General features: G+C 39.9%; 16 protein-coding genes. 10 read left to right on the plus strand and 6 right to left on the minus strand.

Annotated features, from left to right (window positions below; genetic code table 11):
• Positions 1–198: 198 nt before the first annotated feature.
• Genes R7M92_RS16780 through R7M92_RS16805 form a run of 6 tightly spaced genes read right to left on the minus strand, consistent with a single transcriptional unit; the run spans position 199 to position 3,918 of the window.
• The gene (locus R7M92_RS16780; RefSeq protein ID WP_025633992.1) at positions 199–975 is read right to left on the minus strand and encodes a TfoX/Sxy family DNA transformation protein; all 777 of its coding nucleotides are present in this window, start codon (positions 973–975) and stop codon (positions 199–201) included.
• A 6-nt stretch (positions 976–981) separates the two neighbouring features.
• Complete coding sequence (locus R7M92_RS16785; RefSeq protein ID WP_025633994.1) at positions 982–1,860, minus strand: hypothetical protein; 879 nt, start codon at positions 1,858–1,860, stop codon at positions 982–984.
• Positions 1,857–2,477, minus strand: a complete 621-nt coding sequence (locus R7M92_RS16790) for a DotI/IcmL/TraM family protein (protein WP_025633995.1) — start codon at positions 2,475–2,477, stop codon at positions 1,857–1,859. Before R7M92_RS16790 ends, R7M92_RS16785 begins: the two co-directional genes overlap by 4 nt.
• Positions 2,474–3,163, minus strand: a complete 690-nt coding sequence (locus R7M92_RS16795; protein WP_025633997.1) for a DotI/IcmL family type IV secretion protein — start codon at positions 3,161–3,163, stop codon at positions 2,474–2,476. The genes R7M92_RS16790 and R7M92_RS16795 overlap by 4 nt, the downstream gene beginning before the upstream one ends.
• Positions 3,164–3,172: 9 nt before the next feature.
• Positions 3,173–3,550, minus strand: a complete 378-nt coding sequence (locus tag R7M92_RS16800) for a hypothetical protein (RefSeq protein ID WP_025633999.1) — start codon at positions 3,548–3,550, stop codon at positions 3,173–3,175.
• 5 nt (positions 3,551–3,555) lie between these two features.
• Positions 3,556–3,918, minus strand: a complete 363-nt coding sequence (locus R7M92_RS16805) for a hypothetical protein (RefSeq protein WP_025634000.1) — start codon at positions 3,916–3,918, stop codon at positions 3,556–3,558.
• 708 nt (positions 3,919–4,626) lie between these two features.
• Between R7M92_RS16805 and R7M92_RS16810 the strand changes: the two genes are divergently transcribed.
• The 10 genes from R7M92_RS16810 to R7M92_RS16855 form a co-directional block, all read left to right on the plus strand.
• Positions 4,627–6,249, plus strand: coding sequence for a hypothetical protein (locus tag R7M92_RS16810; RefSeq protein WP_025634005.1), 1,623 nt, complete (start codon positions 4,627–4,629; stop codon positions 6,247–6,249).
• 1 nt (position 6,250) lies between these two features.
• Positions 6,251–8,965 (plus strand): type IV secretion system DNA-binding domain-containing protein, encoded by a 2,715-nt coding sequence (locus R7M92_RS16815; RefSeq protein WP_025634006.1) that lies wholly within the window; start codon positions 6,251–6,253, stop codon positions 8,963–8,965.
• A gap of 59 nt (positions 8,966–9,024) precedes the next feature.
• Complete coding sequence (locus R7M92_RS16820) at positions 9,025–10,101, plus strand: DotH/IcmK family type IV secretion protein (protein ID WP_025634007.1); 1,077 nt, start codon at positions 9,025–9,027, stop codon at positions 10,099–10,101.
• Positions 10,102–10,113: 12 nt separating this feature from the next.
• Positions 10,114–11,754: a DotG/IcmE/VirB10 family protein gene (locus R7M92_RS16825; protein WP_203347292.1), complete on the plus strand. Its 1,641-nt coding sequence runs from the start codon at positions 10,114–10,116 to the stop codon at positions 11,752–11,754.
• 52 nt (positions 11,755–11,806) lie between these two features.
• Positions 11,807–13,162 (plus strand): hypothetical protein, encoded by a 1,356-nt coding sequence (locus R7M92_RS16830; protein WP_025767068.1) that lies wholly within the window; start codon positions 11,807–11,809, stop codon positions 13,160–13,162.
• Positions 13,159–13,566, plus strand: coding sequence for a hypothetical protein (locus tag R7M92_RS16835; RefSeq protein ID WP_025634011.1), 408 nt, complete (start codon positions 13,159–13,161; stop codon positions 13,564–13,566). Before R7M92_RS16830 ends, R7M92_RS16835 begins: the two co-directional genes overlap by 4 nt.
• A 2-nt stretch (positions 13,567–13,568) precedes the next feature.
• Entirely contained in the window at positions 13,569–13,955 is a 387-nt protein-coding gene (locus R7M92_RS16840) for a hypothetical protein (RefSeq protein WP_025634012.1), read from the plus strand.
• 75 nt (positions 13,956–14,030) lie between these two features.
• Positions 14,031–14,438 (plus strand): hypothetical protein, encoded by a 408-nt coding sequence (locus tag R7M92_RS16845; RefSeq protein ID WP_025767067.1) that lies wholly within the window; start codon positions 14,031–14,033, stop codon positions 14,436–14,438.
• Between the two features lie 351 nt (positions 14,439–14,789).
• Positions 14,790–15,305, plus strand: a complete 516-nt coding sequence (locus tag R7M92_RS16850) for an SMI1/KNR4 family protein (RefSeq protein ID WP_203347280.1) — start codon at positions 14,790–14,792, stop codon at positions 15,303–15,305.
• Positions 15,306–15,339: 34 nt separating this feature from the next.
• On the plus strand, positions 15,340–15,590 hold a 251-nt coding region (locus R7M92_RS16855), incomplete at its 3' end, for a transposase (RefSeq protein ID WP_206937370.1).

Here is a 15,590-nt window from a genome sequence, read left to right on the forward strand (position 1 = left end):
GTTAATGAGGGAATCAGCACTTGTAGTATGGTGAACGATACCTAGCTAACGTCACCATATGTTTTGTGGAGAATTACATACATTCAACATCTATTGCTGTTTGAAACTAACTAATAAATAGAGGCCTAATGAGCGACTGGTTACCTTGTAACTGATGGTTTAATTGCATGTCGAAAGAAACTAATGCAAGGTTATTTTCTAGCTGTAAAACATATAAGTCAGAGGGGCGTATCCTCTAATTTTGGCGAAAAAATTATAAGAATCAACTAAGCGTTGTTTGGTATCGTTAGATAAGTAAGGAACTTGAGTATCCTCTCTTAAGCAATGTAGCTGAAATAACAAGCGTACCCCTTTATAGCTCTTCGAGTTTCCACTTTTGATCTTATGGAACAAAACATTTAAGTCTGCCTTCCTTAACTCTGATTGCTTATTTATACCGATATCTTTTAGTGACTTAAATATTGTAGGACTGAGGCTAGGCATTGCCGATATATCTAAATCCTCACTTTGTTGTTGTTTTTTTATTGCTGCATTTAGCATGATCTTTAACTGCATTATTGTCTCCACAGCTTGCTGATCTGATACTTTTTCTGAAAGATAGCGCTTCATAAGAAGTCTTGAGGATCTAGAGCTATTGGGTACAGAAATAGGGTACTTTTTACATAGATAAAACCCGTATGATTCGAGTGACTCTAGTAATGGGGAGTCTGTTTCTTGTGGTACATAGATATTGAGAACACCCTCACGCTGGTTAGCTATCATGTATCCACAGTAAGTGAATTGAAACTCGCCAAATGAAGGTCGGCTAAAGACCCCTTCAATTGGCTGAAAAAGGTCTCTATAGTAGTTTGGAGCTTTTGCCAACGCTTTTTTAGTTTTTGACTTTCCTTTGCGTGATTTATGTAAATTTTTTTGCAACAAAGACGGTTGAAAGTTTCTCGGGTTAACTTGAAGCTCTTTATTTTGACTTTTCATGTTCACTCACTCGATATCGCGTATTTTGAAGATAGAAACAGGGAACTCTTTGTTGAAAGCAGATTCTCTGATCATCTCAACTTGCCACAAGGTGGGAGAAGAGACAGAAACTTTCTCCATCGTATAATGCATCTTAAGTTGGTAAATCCAGACAGCGCGGCTACGCATAACGCCGCTGCCAGGTACGGCTTCACGCTGAGCTATTGCTTTGTTCAAAAGTTTAATAGAGCTTGTGTCTACGTGGAGTAATGCAGAAGTCTGGTATTTCTTCATTATATTTATATAGTTACTTGCTCTTAGAAGCTCAATAAATATGTCTTGGGTGTCTGTTTCAGAGTCCAAATGGTTGGACTTGCACCTAGACAGTACTGTTGCTGCATTTAAGTAGTTCATTGAAAAACAGTCTTTAAGGCTATCAACTAGATATTCACGAACTAATACTTCTGACTCTTCTTCAGAGTAAGTTTCGCCAGGGTTTCTTTCTTGGTCCTTAGTCGGCAAGATATGCTTATCTGTGGGTATTGGGTATACAGCAGTATCACTTGTCGTTGATGCAATAAAGTAGTTTGTTGAAGTAATCTTTGTGGTATCTATGAACAGGTTCAAGGCGTATAAAAATGCAACAATAGCTAAGAAAAATAAAACCAGAGCGTAGTATGGAGATCGCTGGACAGACTTAAAATTGTCATAGATTAAATTATGACGTTTATCTGTTTCAAACACGGCATCGTGGTTACGGTTAACCTCGCTGGAGGGTATTGATTGGCAACTAAAGGTATCCCCTTTAACAAAGCTATCCTCAGTAGACTTCGAACTTTGTCTTCCTGTTAACGGAGTCTTCCCCAAAGCTGTACTAATAAAATTGAATAGGTCTTTAACGTTCATCTAAAAACCACCCTGTCGATGAGTAATGAACTTGCGTTATCCGCTCTAGGTTCAGGTAGAACTGTGTAGTGAGCAATGAATGAGGTTGTTTGGTCTCCTGATACCGATTGGACTGTTACCATTATCGGAACCTCAACTACCCAAACTAAAGGCTTACCAGGTTTGTTCTTTAAGGTAACGATAGGATCGTAAGGAACAACAACGTTAGCCTTACCTTCTGACATAAGAATCGCCTCAATCATAGGGTCAGTAGGATAAACATTGAACAGTGATGTGGCGGCTATTGGCGCAAAGTGCTTTTCAATACAGTTGGCATAATCGTTATCGCGTTCACCGTTCATTAGGTGTTGAGCGGTTTTATAATCGACGGTATAGCATGAGCTCACCATACGACGAAGAAACCTGACAACCTTCTCGTCTGTATAGCGTGGGTCACGTGATACAAAGGCCCTTGTGTAACCACCATTACCATCAGAATAAAGAAAAACTCTATCCGGGTTCCCTAATAGTTCTTCATTGAATTCGGAAAGTTTAAAAATAGCTAAAACAGATAAAACGATAGCAAGCACAAATGGCCAGTCGAATTTAAGTATGCGAATAAGTCGTGGAATATTCATAACCAATCAACATCCCAATTAGAAGAACTTATGATCTTAACTGCACTTGCCCCCTTACCCTTTGGCACACGTTGTAAATCAAGCCAGAAAGTTACATTAGCGGCCTGGTGCCTTTGATTCTGAATAGCCTCGAGCTCAGTTTCAGTTGCGTCTTTAACCTTCAAAGATTTTTTCATAATCTTGCCCTGAACTTTAACTCGCCATACCCAGTAGGCATCTTTTGTGAATCTTCCATCAATTTTCCCGTCAACTGTGCCACTGTATTCCATAAAAGGCGCTCGGGTAGGGTAAAACTCAATAATTTCTTTATTAGAGAAAATGGTTGATAAAATTTCTGCTTCTTGAACTGCGCTTGAGAATGACTTCCAGCCAGAAGTAGTAAAGAATAGTAATGCTGATTCTGTCATAGACAATTCATAACTATCGAAAGATAGAGAGAGTGTGTTGTACATAGCTTCAGTTACAAAATCCATAACTTCAGAGTCAGAAAAAAGACGGTCACTTAATGGGACCTGAGGAACTATTCGGGTAATGCCCTTATCGTTGTAAGTGGGGATCTTGTAGTAACCAGATTTATTTGTTGTAAGAGTGTTTAGTGCAAACTCTAAGAAATAGATAATGACCACCAGCACTACGAAACCAGATAGGAGCCCTCGATGATTCTTAATTACGGATGAGCGAAACATATCCTTCCTCTAATCCAAGTTACCGATGCGTACAGGCTTGCCAGTAGGCTCAATCCTTGCGTCATGGGAGGTAGCGCTGATATTTATTCTTTCAAGCAGGTAAAAATTAACCAGCGAACCAGTCAATAAAAGCAGGGTGAGGCCCCACGTAATTGAAGTCAGTGCAAGTAAAGCCTTAGTTGCTCTATTTGCAACATAAGGGTTTCTATTGACACCCAATTCAGCCAATTTCACACCCATTATTCTGCGCGCTGGTCTTGGCTTTATACTTGGTATCTTTTCTAGGCGGCTTCTGACTTCTCCTGGGATGGGAGAAGACCCTGCATGGATAATTAACTCGGCAGATTGGGTAACTGATTTAAAGCCAACAGACTCTTCGTTTTCCATTACATTTATCCTATTAGTTGTAACCTTTCTATTTCCTTGCGCAGATAGGAAAATTCAACACCATCAATCTCTATCGTTTGTTGGTATGACTGGGTTGAGCTTTTAAACTTTTCTAAAAGCTCTGTTAATTCAATGGAATCTGTAGAGATTGATGAGTTAACAAGGAAGCAGCGATCGAGGGTGTCCAACTCTGGATGGTTACTATCGACAATAGAGACAAGAATACTCAAAACAGGTTTGTAGCTATCAGCCGAAGATAGTTGTAACTCAGCAACACGGCGTCCATATTCGACATTCGAGATAATGCATAAAGTTTCTTTTTCTTTTTGAGAAAACAAAATGACGTTGCTTCCTAACAGTGACTCCAAACTACTACTACCTATGACATATTTTATAATCACAAAAATATATGTCTTTTACGGATGAAAAGCAATGCCATATTTTTGGTTGTTTGGTTGTTTGGTTGATTTGATTTTGAGGGTTGACCGAGATGTTAGATTTGGTTGTTTTCGTTTAGCTAAAACCATTCCATCCGTTGATAAATTTGCTATGATGTGAAAAATATATGCCTTAAATGGATTAAAAGCAACGGTGCAAAAATGTTAACTTTAATATTTCTACAGTATCTTTCATTACTCTTAATGCCTGTTTCAGGTGGAGTTTCTCTTCTTGCTCCGGTACTTAGTTTATTCGTCACATATATCGGAATGTGGAAACAGTTCAGAACGATACATCCAGTACTTAAGTCACATTTAGTAGGGCAAGCGATTGTCGGAGCTTCGGTCATATTTTGTGTGATCAGTATCGTCTTAACCTTCGAAATAACTCAAGCTATGCAATCGTTAACAGCTTCCGACAAGAACTTTTCGGCAAAAGTTTTAACGACTTTCGGATGTGTTGTCTTCCTCTATTACTACTTCGTCATAACCGTAAACTTTATACTTCATCGAAAAGGTCTAAGGGCACGGCTTGTGTTACCCATTCCATTGACCAAAGGAAAGTATGATTCTCTAAAAATGATTCTTAAAGAGCGACGTATTGATGACACAAACATAATTTTTAAGGATTCCTAAGTTATGAGTCAGCGTACGCCAGAAAAAGAATCAGAGTTGAATGCTTCAGTCGCCCTAGCTCTAGCATTAGCAATAGGTATGGGTTACGGGGTTTACGCGCACTTTTTCCACATACTTGCTTTTGTGTGGAGAATGCTAAAGATAGCTCAGATGTTTACATTTTTTGCTTTTGAGAACCTCGTGGTTGTAACTACCTCTTGGCTAACAGGATTTCAAGGATGGGGGTTTAAGGAGGGGCTATATCAAATATTAGAATTGCATTATACGATGATTACACCCGAGTATATTGGAGCTTACGACTCTATTTTCGGAAATATACTTAAATGGCCCTTCGCTTTAGCTCTGATCTACTTAGGTTGTAAAGAATATTCAATACGCTCTAAAACCAGAAAAGAACACAACGTTGAATCAATGATACGGGCTGCTTCCAAGGTTCATCCTCATTTAAAACGTATAGTACCGCCCAACTTCTACGATAAATTGATGGGATATTCCATTGGCTGGATGTTTCCTAAATATAAAGAACGTTTAGAGGGTGAAAACCCTTGTGACTATTCACATGATTACAATTTCGAAAATCGCTCTGACTATGAAAACCGATACGCTATGGGTGTATCTCCTTACGAAATGCTCACAGCAAATCCTCCTTTGGGTGTCACATTAGATGAAATAGAACGTGACAAAGAAATGCAAAAAGAAACGGGGTTTGTTAGCAATTTTAGGCCTATTTGTTACTTCTATTACTGCGAGAACCCGAAAGACTCAACAATAGAGTTTTGCTCTCGAACAGCGACTATCAGCTTAGAGAGGCTTCTCCTCTGTCCTTTACCGCAACAACTACATTCGGAAGATAAACTAGCACGGTTGTTTGATGATAATGGGAAAACCATTCCAATTGAATATGTAGATAAACAGGGTAATGAAGCGGATAAGTTTAAGAGAGGAGGAGCGATAATAGGTGGCTTTCGTCCAACAACTTTATTGAATGATGGCGTCCCTTACGCTGGCAGTATCGAAGACACAATACTTTTATTTAACGGTATTGAAAGAAAGGTTCTTACACAGCTTAAGGAAAAAATGGATGGAAAGACAACCCGTACATTCGAAGAAATCCTCTATGCAATGGTAACAAAGAAGCATGCTTATTCTACTACTGTAATCTGGGCGTTGATGCTTCTCTTTAAAGATGTAAACCGTATTGCAGGAAACGAGTTTACTTGGGTAACTAAGCATGACCGAAATTTAGGAATGGTATTGCAGTCTATCGGCAGAGAAACACCTTTCTTAGAAGCAAGTGGTACTCGCTCGCATTTTCTTATGGAAAGAAAAGCCGGATTTCGAATGACAATTCCAAGTGTCCTAGGAGCAGTGCAAGACCTTCACATTAATGCAGAGAGAATATTAACAGCAGGTAAGAAAGGAGAAGACCTCCTGAACATGGATGAGGATGAATTTAGTAGATTATTTGATCTCAGCGAGATAGAGAAAAAGGCTGATGGCCGAGAGAATGAGGCAAAACAGATTCTAAAGTCACTAGGTGTCGATATAGAAAAGGATGAGAAAGTCTTCAATGACCCTTATGAGGATATTCCTGAGTTAATGAAGCAGTACAAGGAAGTTGATTAGTATGGCCAGTTTTAAGAAGCAGTCGGTTCTAAACACAAACCCTGAACTGAATAACCCAGAGCTCTTTCATCGTGATTCTCGCACTATGTGGATGCGAATACAGTCAGCAGTAAATGTGTCATTTCCTTTATTAATTGCTGCATGCGGGATTGCTTTGTTTATGTTCCCTCAAAATGGGGACTTTATTTTTGCATTTGCAATTTGTCTGAAGCTTACAAACTCAAGAGAGAAGCATGAATATCCTTTTGACGCGCCGGAGTGGGAGCAGTTTATTTCAAAAAAGGAGTCGTTAAAAGACGCAGTTAAAGCTGGCCATCTTATTCCCCAGCGTAAAAGAGGAAACGGTACATTAATATTCGGGTTTGAATTTTTTCTACGTAGGTTACTCGTATCCAACCCGGATATGGAAACAAGACATACACTCGTCATGGGCAGTACGGGCTCGGGTAAAACTGTACTTATACTGACATTGCTATTTCAAGCACTTCTCCAGCCAGGAGGAACATCAGCAGTCATAGTTGATGGTAAGGCGGATATAAAATTGTTTTGGACAATTTTCGCTATCTTGAAACGATTAGATAGACTCCACGATTTGTTGGTTCTCAATTTTCTGACTCCCATGGACTCCTTAGATACTACTAACATGCACGACGACGATCGCATTTCGAATAACATGAATATTCTAAATGCGGGAACCCCTGACCAGATGAAGACTATAACCATGGGGTTAGGGCGTGAAACGGATGGAGGGGATAGCTCTTTTTGGGAAGGTCGTAGTTCTACTATGATTGGGGGAGCATATCAGTATCTTGCTTACGAAAGGGATGTGGAAGGCTTAGATTTAAACATCGAAGTGGTTCGAAACTTTCTTGTCATTAAAACTATGCTCAAAAAGGCAGCGCGAAAAGATGTGCCTTTAAAGTACCGACAACCACTCCAGCAGTATTTAAAAACCTTGCCTTCTATTAGTGATGCCATATTTGATATGACTGAGGAACAGATAGACAACCTTGATCTTAATAGTAAAGCAGATGAACAGCACACATATTGTGTGATGATGATTAGTGAAACCATGGCTGACTTGAGTGAAACCATGGGGCATATATTCGTGACAAAACTTTCGGAAGTAAATATGACGGATGTATGCTTAGGGGGGCGAGTATTATTAGTTCTGCTTCCTTCCATTGCCAAAAACCCAGATTCCGTTGCAGCATTGGGTAGGCTTCTATTGCAGGGATTACGGCCTATTTTAATGAGAGCTGCTGGCTATAAGCTACAAGGTTCTCGAATTACTACAGTAGACAATAGACCTTCCAGTGCTAGATATCCTGTACGACTTTTCTTTGATGAGTACGGAATGTATGCGGTTAAAGGTTTTTACATGATTGTTGCCTTGGTTCGTTCATATGGTTTTCACGTTCTTTTTGGAGCTCAGACAGCCGGAATGTTCCAGAAGGTTTGCGGCCGGGATGAATATGAAGCACTAATGGGCAACTTAAACAATAAATTCATTCTTAAAAATGAAGACCATGGTGAATCGTTACAGTTGGCGCTTGGTCGAACTGGCAAGGTATTTGGTTCCCGTCAGGATAGAATAGAGAATAATTTGGCTGGGGCGGTCCATGATAACGATGATGTCCGAGTAGAAGAAAAAGATACTGTAAACGCTAAGATGCTTGCTAGTGCTGAACCTGGAGAAGGCTTATACATTTTTGGTGGTGATGTATACCCATTCCGAGCATTAAAACTCGACTTCCCAGATGTAGAAACTTCTCGTTTGAACTATTTTGCTCAGGTGCTTGAGCCTTCTGACGATGAGGTAGAAACGGCTAAGAGGCAGCAGTTAGTAAAATCCAATGAATATGTTCAACAGGCCAACGATTATATCGATAGCAATGTCGAAATGTTGGAGTTCTTAGAGCTAAAAAATAATCTAACTGAAGTAAGAGCATTAAACCTCACTGAAAACATCTCTAAACAAATGATGATGGCTATTGGTTTAGGGATAATTAAAGAAGACGCAACGTTGATAACGGAGAGCGCCATTGAAGAAGTCGAAGAAATACGACCTGAAGAATCATCAGTAGATGTATTCGATGAAGAGCTTGTTGGTCTTGCACAAACAGATGCTGAAGTACAGATTATGGGCTCTATGGAGGCTTATAATGAAGAAGTTTCAGCCTTTAATGATGAGCTCGATTTTAATGACTTTGAAAACACCTATAGTGATGAGGATTGGCCAGAAGAAGAACACGATTTTGATTCAATTATGCAGTACAACAACTTCTATGCCGAAGGTCCCTTTGAGCACAGTACTAGCGAAGAAGTTGTTTCGCCACCAGCATATTTATCCACTCAAGATTTAGGTACGAACGAAGAGACCTCCGAAGTAGACCTTGCTAATTTTGACAATGATGCATACGGCGAGTTGGATATCGCTTATAACAGTAGATATGTTTCATCTAACCTATCAGATCCATTTCTTGAAAGCGCTCAGGAGAACAATAAAGGCACTATCTCTGGTACTACTATAGATATAAATTTGTTAGCTGGTTTAGATGAGCCTAATGCTGAAAGAGCCACAGAGGCGGCGATCAATCAAGTCAAGGACATATTGGAATATCCTAAAGAAGAACTCCAATCAGAGCCTCTCGGCGACGAAGAAGTCAGTGATATTGTAGAGAAAACACTACAATCGTTAGGTTTGTCTGAGTAGGGTTGTTTTTAATACACAAATGAAATATCTTTACGCTTGTTAAACTTCAAGGATTACCAATGCACTCAAGAAACATCTCCTCTCTGAAAGCCTATTTCCGCTTAACAGTAAGTGCGGTGGTGTTGTCATTGTCGGCGTTTTCTCAAGCTAATCAAACTAACCAAGTTAGTCATGCTGCAATTGCGGATGCATTGTTAAAGAAATATGGAAGTATAGAAAATATATTGATTAACATGCGTGAACTTGAGGTGTATGAACAAAATGCAATTCAGACGTACATAACAGATCTAGAATACTCGAAACTCCAGAGTAATTACCAAAATAGAGACAGACTTGAGATACTGAGGGCTGAGAATAAAAAGAATGACATCATTAAAAGTGAGAAAATGAACTCCGACCCTGCTTTTATTGAAAGGATGCGTAAAATAGAAAGGCAGAGGCTAATTGCAGAAAATAAACTTTTAGTAAGGCCCCCGGAAAGTCTAATTGATACGATTAAATTCGATCCTTCACTACCTCAGGAGTTAATTTTGCAGGTGTACCCTGGCTTCCCTGGGTCTATTTCATTTTTCGACCAGACAGGAGCTCCTTGGCCTATTGTATATGTTAAGCTAGGAGCTCAGGGAGCCTTCGAGGCTGGAAAAACACCCGGTAACGCATATAGCTTGGAAGCTCGTTTACCTGGAGTAACTCATTCGGGCTGGTTTCAGCTGAAGGGTTTAGATACAACTATTCCTTTCATGATTAGTTCTGAAAAAACAGATTACTACAATTCTCGAAGACAAGTGATCATTCCACTAATTGGCCCGAACGCCAAGCCAATACAATACCGTTCTACTTCAAGTGTAGATCTTGATAAAGCTGGTCCAGAATTCTTTTCTTTTCTTTCAGGTACGACAACAGGTGTGCCTGGTGCCAAAGAAACTAAATTGCAAGGAATCAATGGCCAAGCCTATTTATATAATGAATTTGTTTATATCAGAACAACAGCCATTTTAAGAAGCAAAGGTAGCTCTTTGGTAAGAGAGGGAAGTGTCGGTGATTACAACCTTTACAAGCTTTACCCCCGTTCATTCTATTGGTTTAGCGATGGTCGACAGAAAGTAAAAGCGTTTGTGGATACAAGTGAACTATAAGGCTTCTCACCGATGAAATTAAAAAAAATAGCAATCGTTGTAGGTTTGTTTGTAGTAGCCGCCGGAGGGATTGGATACGCAATCTATATGGCTTCCAATCAAGTTACAGAAGACCTTTCGGGCAAAGGTGATAAAACAGCGGGTAGACCTGTCGTTAAAACTGACGATGTGATTAAGAACTCAACTGATGGGACAATCAGTGTTCCTGAAAATTCACCTATCGCTAAAGAAACCGAAGAAAGGGAGAAGAACGCGCGTAAACAGGCTGCTACTAATGGCGAGAGCCATATCAGTAAAACTCGCGTACAAGAATCAGCAACGGGACCAGATACAAAAACCGAAGTTGACAAGCCTAAGTCGCAGGAGGTTGATCCCCTGGGGCAAGAAGTTAAGTCTGGCAAAGATGCTGAGTCTAAAAAGACAAATTCAGATACAGAAGAGAATAGTGCAGGTAGAGACGTAAAATTACCGTTGCCTAAACAAGATATAGAAACTTCAAGCCAGCTAGAAGATCTCCGAAACGAACTAGCAACGACTAAAATGAGTTTAAAGGCTCAAGAAATAAAGAATCGAAACGACAAAGCCGATGCTGAGCGACAGCGGTTGATACAATTAGAAGCTGAGCGACAAAAAAAGATATCAGAAGGTGCACAAGCATTATTTTCAGGTCTCCCTTACGCACCAGATACAGGCGAAAAGTACAAAATCACTTATAGTAAGAAGGCTGACATTTATAGTAAAACATCACAGTTCGTTTTTGACCCGAGTGATGCAGAACAAGAAGTGGCCTCAGCATTGTATCGTTCTGATGGAGGTCAGACTCAAATGGGGATTCATCCTAATTATTATAAGAAAGAAAACACAGTTGGGTATACGGACAATGAAAAAGAAACCTCTAATGAAAAATATAGACAGCCACCAGTTGAAGTAGACCAAGAGTCTATAGTATTTGATGCAGGTGAGTTGGTTTATGCCCGTACCACCTTGCCTATCGACTCAGACATTCCTGGCCCAATCAGAATTCGTTTATTAACCGGAAAAGCAGAAGGTAGTATTGCGTTCGGTGAAATGGAGCTTATAGAACAAGCTCCAGGTGTTGCCTTAACTGTAACGTCTGTTATTAGAGATGGGAAACAAATCCCTGTAAAAGCTTGGGTATTATCTGCTGAAACTGAAAAGGCGCTTATAGAAGGTGAAGTAGACCACCATTACATCCAGAGGTTTGGTGGCATGTTTGCTGGTTTGTTTATGACAGGTTTTTTGGATTCACTCATTGATACGACAGTGACAACATCAAATGGGGAAACAACAACTTCGACAGGTGCGATTGATAATACGAGAGACAGAATTGTTTATAGTATCGCCAAAGCTGCACAAGGCTTTTTACCTATCCTATACGATAATGCGAGAAGACCTGTTCAGGTAGAGATACCGAAAGGTCAAACTATGTACTTATTGTTTGAGAATCAAGTACAAGAAACGGATGAAATTCAAACTCCGAATCAGAGCGATCTTCTCAAGATGATGGCGGAGCAAAATAGACTAACAGAAGTTAATTCCGAAGAAACTGACCTAAGCTCTGAAATTCGCAAATCGAATATTGGGCAAAATGTATCAATCCCGAGTGACAACAAAACTCGTTTATGGAATTAATTTAGATCTTTTATATAATACATTATTCAATTAAAAACAAGGAGCGATCATCATGAGCGATAACGAAGCTCAAGACGCAAATGCTGGCAAAGCGAATAAAAGCCAAAGCAGCTCAGCAAAGCCAAAAGTAAAGTTACTCGTTTATGTCGTAGGAGCTACTTTGCTTGTTGGTGGTGCTAGTTTAGCTGCACATAAAATGGGTTTGATACCAGATTTTGGAGGCCCTTCCAAAGTAGAAGAAATACAAAAGCTAGAGAGAAATCTTGAGCGTGAGATCACCGCTCTCAGGCAATCATTGCCTGAACTCATTAAGACTGAAATAGATGTGATTACTAAGTCTGAAGAGTTTGGTGCTATCACTGAATTACAAAGACAAGAAATCGCTCAATCAATCATTACTAAAATAGACATTCCTAGCAAAGTAAAGGATGAATTTGGTAAGCAAAAAAGTGAGATTGTGAAGTCAACCTCGAAAGCTGCGTCACAGAATATTACACAGACGATCAGTTCGACCTTACAGCAACAAATTGATGACTCAATTACAATGAGATTGAAGCCATATCATCAATTTAATTCTGCTCAAGAAACTTTTAACGTTAGTTTAACCAATAGATTGGATAAATTGGAAAGCGATGTAAATTCATTTGAAGGCGAGTTTGCTAAATTAAACAATAGCCTTTCAAACGGACATACGAAAGCAGCGCGAAGTAGTGAGCGTAAACGCTTAAAAGAATTCAACGTTGTGGATGAGATTGCTGAGGGGGTTTTTGCTGTACGTGCACCAGATAGATCCGATAACTCTCCACATTACATCACTCTTTACAAAAGTGAGCCGTTCAAATCAAAAATTGGCAACCATAAAGTCACCAACATTAAAGGTGAGGGAGAAGACGGAGTTTTACTTATTGGCAGCAAATACTTTATTGATAAAGAACGCCAGGAGTACACGCCGACTGAACTAGCCAACCTTCGACGCTCTCAGCAGTCTAAAAAGAAAGTTGTAAAACCTGCTAAAGAATCGATTACAAAGCCAACGGCAGTACAGGTTGCTAAGACTACCACCCAACATATTGGTAAAAATACAGAAGTAAATAGCAAAGTAGTACAGCCAACGATGGCAATAGCATCTAGCTCGACTGTAGTACAGCCAATAGAAGCGCCAAAAATGGTAGTTCCAAGTACGGGAGTAACATACAAGGATGGGCGAATTCTTCTTCCTGACTACGCAATGATCACTAAGTCGCAGGACCTAAACAGTGCGCTAGTCGTAAATCTTACCAAGACCTCTGGCGAAAGAACTATTTCCGTAGAAAAAGGAAAATACTACGACTTCATTGGAACTGTTAGAGAAATCTCGGCTGACGGAACAATCTGTTCAGATACTTACTGTATTGGAGCGCTTCGATGAAAAAGTGGTATTGGATGTTTGTTTACACATTATCCAGTAGTTCATTCGCTTCAGAAACGCATAACTCCACCATTGCAGATGGCGGAATAAATGTAATTAAACATGTTCGACTTTGGATTGCAGTTCTCTGGAATTTGAGAGCAGTACTTGGCCTCGGTCTTGTCGTGTTTGGTTTCATCGGTTGGTACAAAGCAAACAAAGCGGATAATGATGTTTCTGTTCTATGGCCAATATCCTTCTCAATAGCTGGCGCATTATTAACTTTCCACGGTGGTTTAGATCTAGTGGGTGAGGTATTTACCTTTAGTGACACAGTGGACCCAATAACACTCGACTCATCTGGTCGGGCAAACCTCTCTTCTAACACAACTTATATCTTCGATGAAGGAGATAGCACGGAGTAACTATGAATAAACTAACGAAATGGTCCGGTGCCCTGGGTATCGCTCTAGCACTAACCTCTGTAACTACGATGGCAGCCAATGAAACAAAGCTAGAGCAAGCTGCAAAAAACGTGGATGCAATTTCAGCTGCAGGTGGTAGTGCTACATATACCATAGGCTTATGGATTGGTATTGCAATGATTGTCATTAGCCTTGCAACCTGGGCATGGAATAGCCGAGAAAGCTCACCACAAAGTAAGGGCGTAGGAAAATTCGTTCTAATCTGTGGTATAGCAGGGGCCGCTTTGACTTTCCCAAGTGCTTACATAGCAATGTTCGGTGAGGCAGCAAGCATCTCAAGTGCTGATGAGTCTGTTGATTATCGTGACCTTCAAAACGTAAACAATTAGATAAACATACACAACCCCACTATCGAAAGCGTTAATAGATCGTGGGGCTAATTTTATCATCTACAAGGAACAAAAATGAAGAAAATACTACTTATGGCATCGACATTATCAGTTATTGCTGGCTGTGCTAATCAAACCGAACTAAGTGAACCAACAGTAGAGAACCCATCTTACCAATATCCTGGCATATCCAAGATATTATCAATTGATTATTTCGAAGTGGATAAAGGGACATCAGTTGCTCTTACGGAATATTTAGATAATCAAGATAGGTTTTGCTTCCAATGGGTTTCGTCAGCAAAGAAAGTAAATGGTGAAACAAAAAATGAGCATTCAATAGAAGCGAATATTTCTGTTCATTGCGGAGGATACGAGATTAGACAAGTTGATAATAAAGGTGGTGATTACGTTTCTACTGATATAAGAGCCGTTAACAAGTATAAGAATCGTGAAGGGTTATTCGTTCAAAATCTAGAGATGTAACATTTATTTTATTAAAATTCTAATCTACCAGTTTTACACTAATGCGCGCAACACGGTGATGAGCAGTCAAAACTCTCCGACCCAAATATGCCCATGAAACAGAGAAATTTAGAAGTTAGGAAACGGCTCTTTCTTTGCTCATACTCGCTCAAGTTAACCGCATTTCGCATTACCTCTAATTAATAGGGGTAATACGAGTTTCCTATGTTCCGCATAACTAGTACTCATTCTAACTAAGACTTCTGGTATTTGAGTTGGAGCAGTGCAGAAGAAATAGATTAATACCATCGCTTCGATTTTGAAGCTTATTCTTTCAAACCCGAAGATTACAATGAAAACGAGGGAAAATTAATGTTCGAGCAAGTAAGAAAAGAAATACTTAATAAAGCACCACTAGTTGCTGATGCGTTCTTAGAGCCAGCGTCGGAAGAAGAAATAAATTTGCTTCGCTGTAATGTGGGTAGAGAGCTACCACAAGATTTAGTTGAACTGTACAAAACATCTAAAGGGCAGGACCCCGAGAAGCAAGCAAATTTTGCTTATGGCGTCGCTTTACTCTCTATCGGACAGACCTCAAGCCTTGTAGAAAACTATAGCCATGATGGTGATGGAAACGTACTCAGTTATACCGATAAAGGTATAGATAAAGAGTATACCTTCGGCAAAAGTAGAATCCCAATTGCGGATGACTGTTCATCTTGTTTAATTTGCGTTGATTTAAGTCCAACAGAGGAAGGTAGTTTCGGACAGGTAATTCTCATAGATTATGACTACAAGGTCGCTTTAAAGCTTGCCGATTCTCTAGCTGAATTAATTTCTAACTTCAAGAAGGATTTAGAGCCTATCCCAAAAGGAATTATCGTATAATATAATGAATAACGATAATTTCTGAGGGCAACGTATGGCAGGCAACAAGTGGCAAATCAGTGATGAACTCTGGGAGAAAATGGCTCCTCTCATCCCGGAGCATAAAACTCACCATCCTCTGGGTACGCACCGCAAGCGGGTTGATAATCGCGCTGCAATGAACGCCATCTTCTTCGTACTCAGGACGGGTTGCCAGTGGAATGCGCTGAATGCCACCGGTATATGCTCGTCAAGCTCTGCTCATCGCCGATTTCAGGAGTGGCGGGATGCTGGCGTATTTGAACG

This window comes from Vibrio sp. Vb2880 (assembly GCF_033337975.1).
Taxonomy (GTDB): domain Bacteria; phylum Pseudomonadota; class Gammaproteobacteria; order Enterobacterales; family Vibrionaceae; genus Vibrio; species Vibrio alginolyticus.

What these genes read in the sequence shown, in the direction of transcription:
- R7M92_RS16780 (WP_025633992.1), bottom strand. Translation starts at nt 975, where the DNA reads ATGAAAAGTCAAAATAAAGAGCTTCAAGTTAACCCGAGAAACTTTCAA.
- R7M92_RS16785 (WP_025633994.1), bottom strand. Translation starts at nt 1,860, where the DNA reads ATGAACGTTAAAGACCTATTCAATTTTATTAGTACAGCTTTGGGGAAG.
- R7M92_RS16790 (WP_025633995.1), bottom strand. Translation starts at nt 2,477, where the DNA reads ATGAATATTCCACGACTTATTCGCATACTTAAATTCGACTGGCCATTT.
- R7M92_RS16795 (WP_025633997.1), bottom strand. Translation starts at nt 3,163, where the DNA reads ATGTTTCGCTCATCCGTAATTAAGAATCATCGAGGGCTCCTATCTGGT.
- R7M92_RS16800 (WP_025633999.1), bottom strand. Translation starts at nt 3,550, where the DNA reads ATGGAAAACGAAGAGTCTGTTGGCTTTAAATCAGTTACCCAATCTGCC.
- R7M92_RS16810 (WP_025634005.1), top strand. Translation starts at nt 4,627, where the DNA reads ATGAGTCAGCGTACGCCAGAAAAAGAATCAGAGTTGAATGCTTCAGTC.
- R7M92_RS16815 (WP_025634006.1), top strand. Translation starts at nt 6,251, where the DNA reads ATGGCCAGTTTTAAGAAGCAGTCGGTTCTAAACACAAACCCTGAACTG.
- R7M92_RS16820 (WP_025634007.1), top strand. Translation starts at nt 9,025, where the DNA reads ATGCACTCAAGAAACATCTCCTCTCTGAAAGCCTATTTCCGCTTAACA.
- R7M92_RS16825 (WP_203347292.1), top strand. Translation starts at nt 10,114, where the DNA reads ATGAAATTAAAAAAAATAGCAATCGTTGTAGGTTTGTTTGTAGTAGCC.
- R7M92_RS16830 (WP_025767068.1), top strand. Translation starts at nt 11,807, where the DNA reads ATGAGCGATAACGAAGCTCAAGACGCAAATGCTGGCAAAGCGAATAAA.
- R7M92_RS16835 (WP_025634011.1), top strand. Translation starts at nt 13,159, where the DNA reads ATGAAAAAGTGGTATTGGATGTTTGTTTACACATTATCCAGTAGTTCA.
- R7M92_RS16840 (WP_025634012.1), top strand. Translation starts at nt 13,569, where the DNA reads ATGAATAAACTAACGAAATGGTCCGGTGCCCTGGGTATCGCTCTAGCA.
- R7M92_RS16845 (WP_025767067.1), top strand. Translation starts at nt 14,031, where the DNA reads ATGAAGAAAATACTACTTATGGCATCGACATTATCAGTTATTGCTGGC.
- R7M92_RS16850 (WP_203347280.1), top strand. Translation starts at nt 14,790, where the DNA reads ATGTTCGAGCAAGTAAGAAAAGAAATACTTAATAAAGCACCACTAGTT.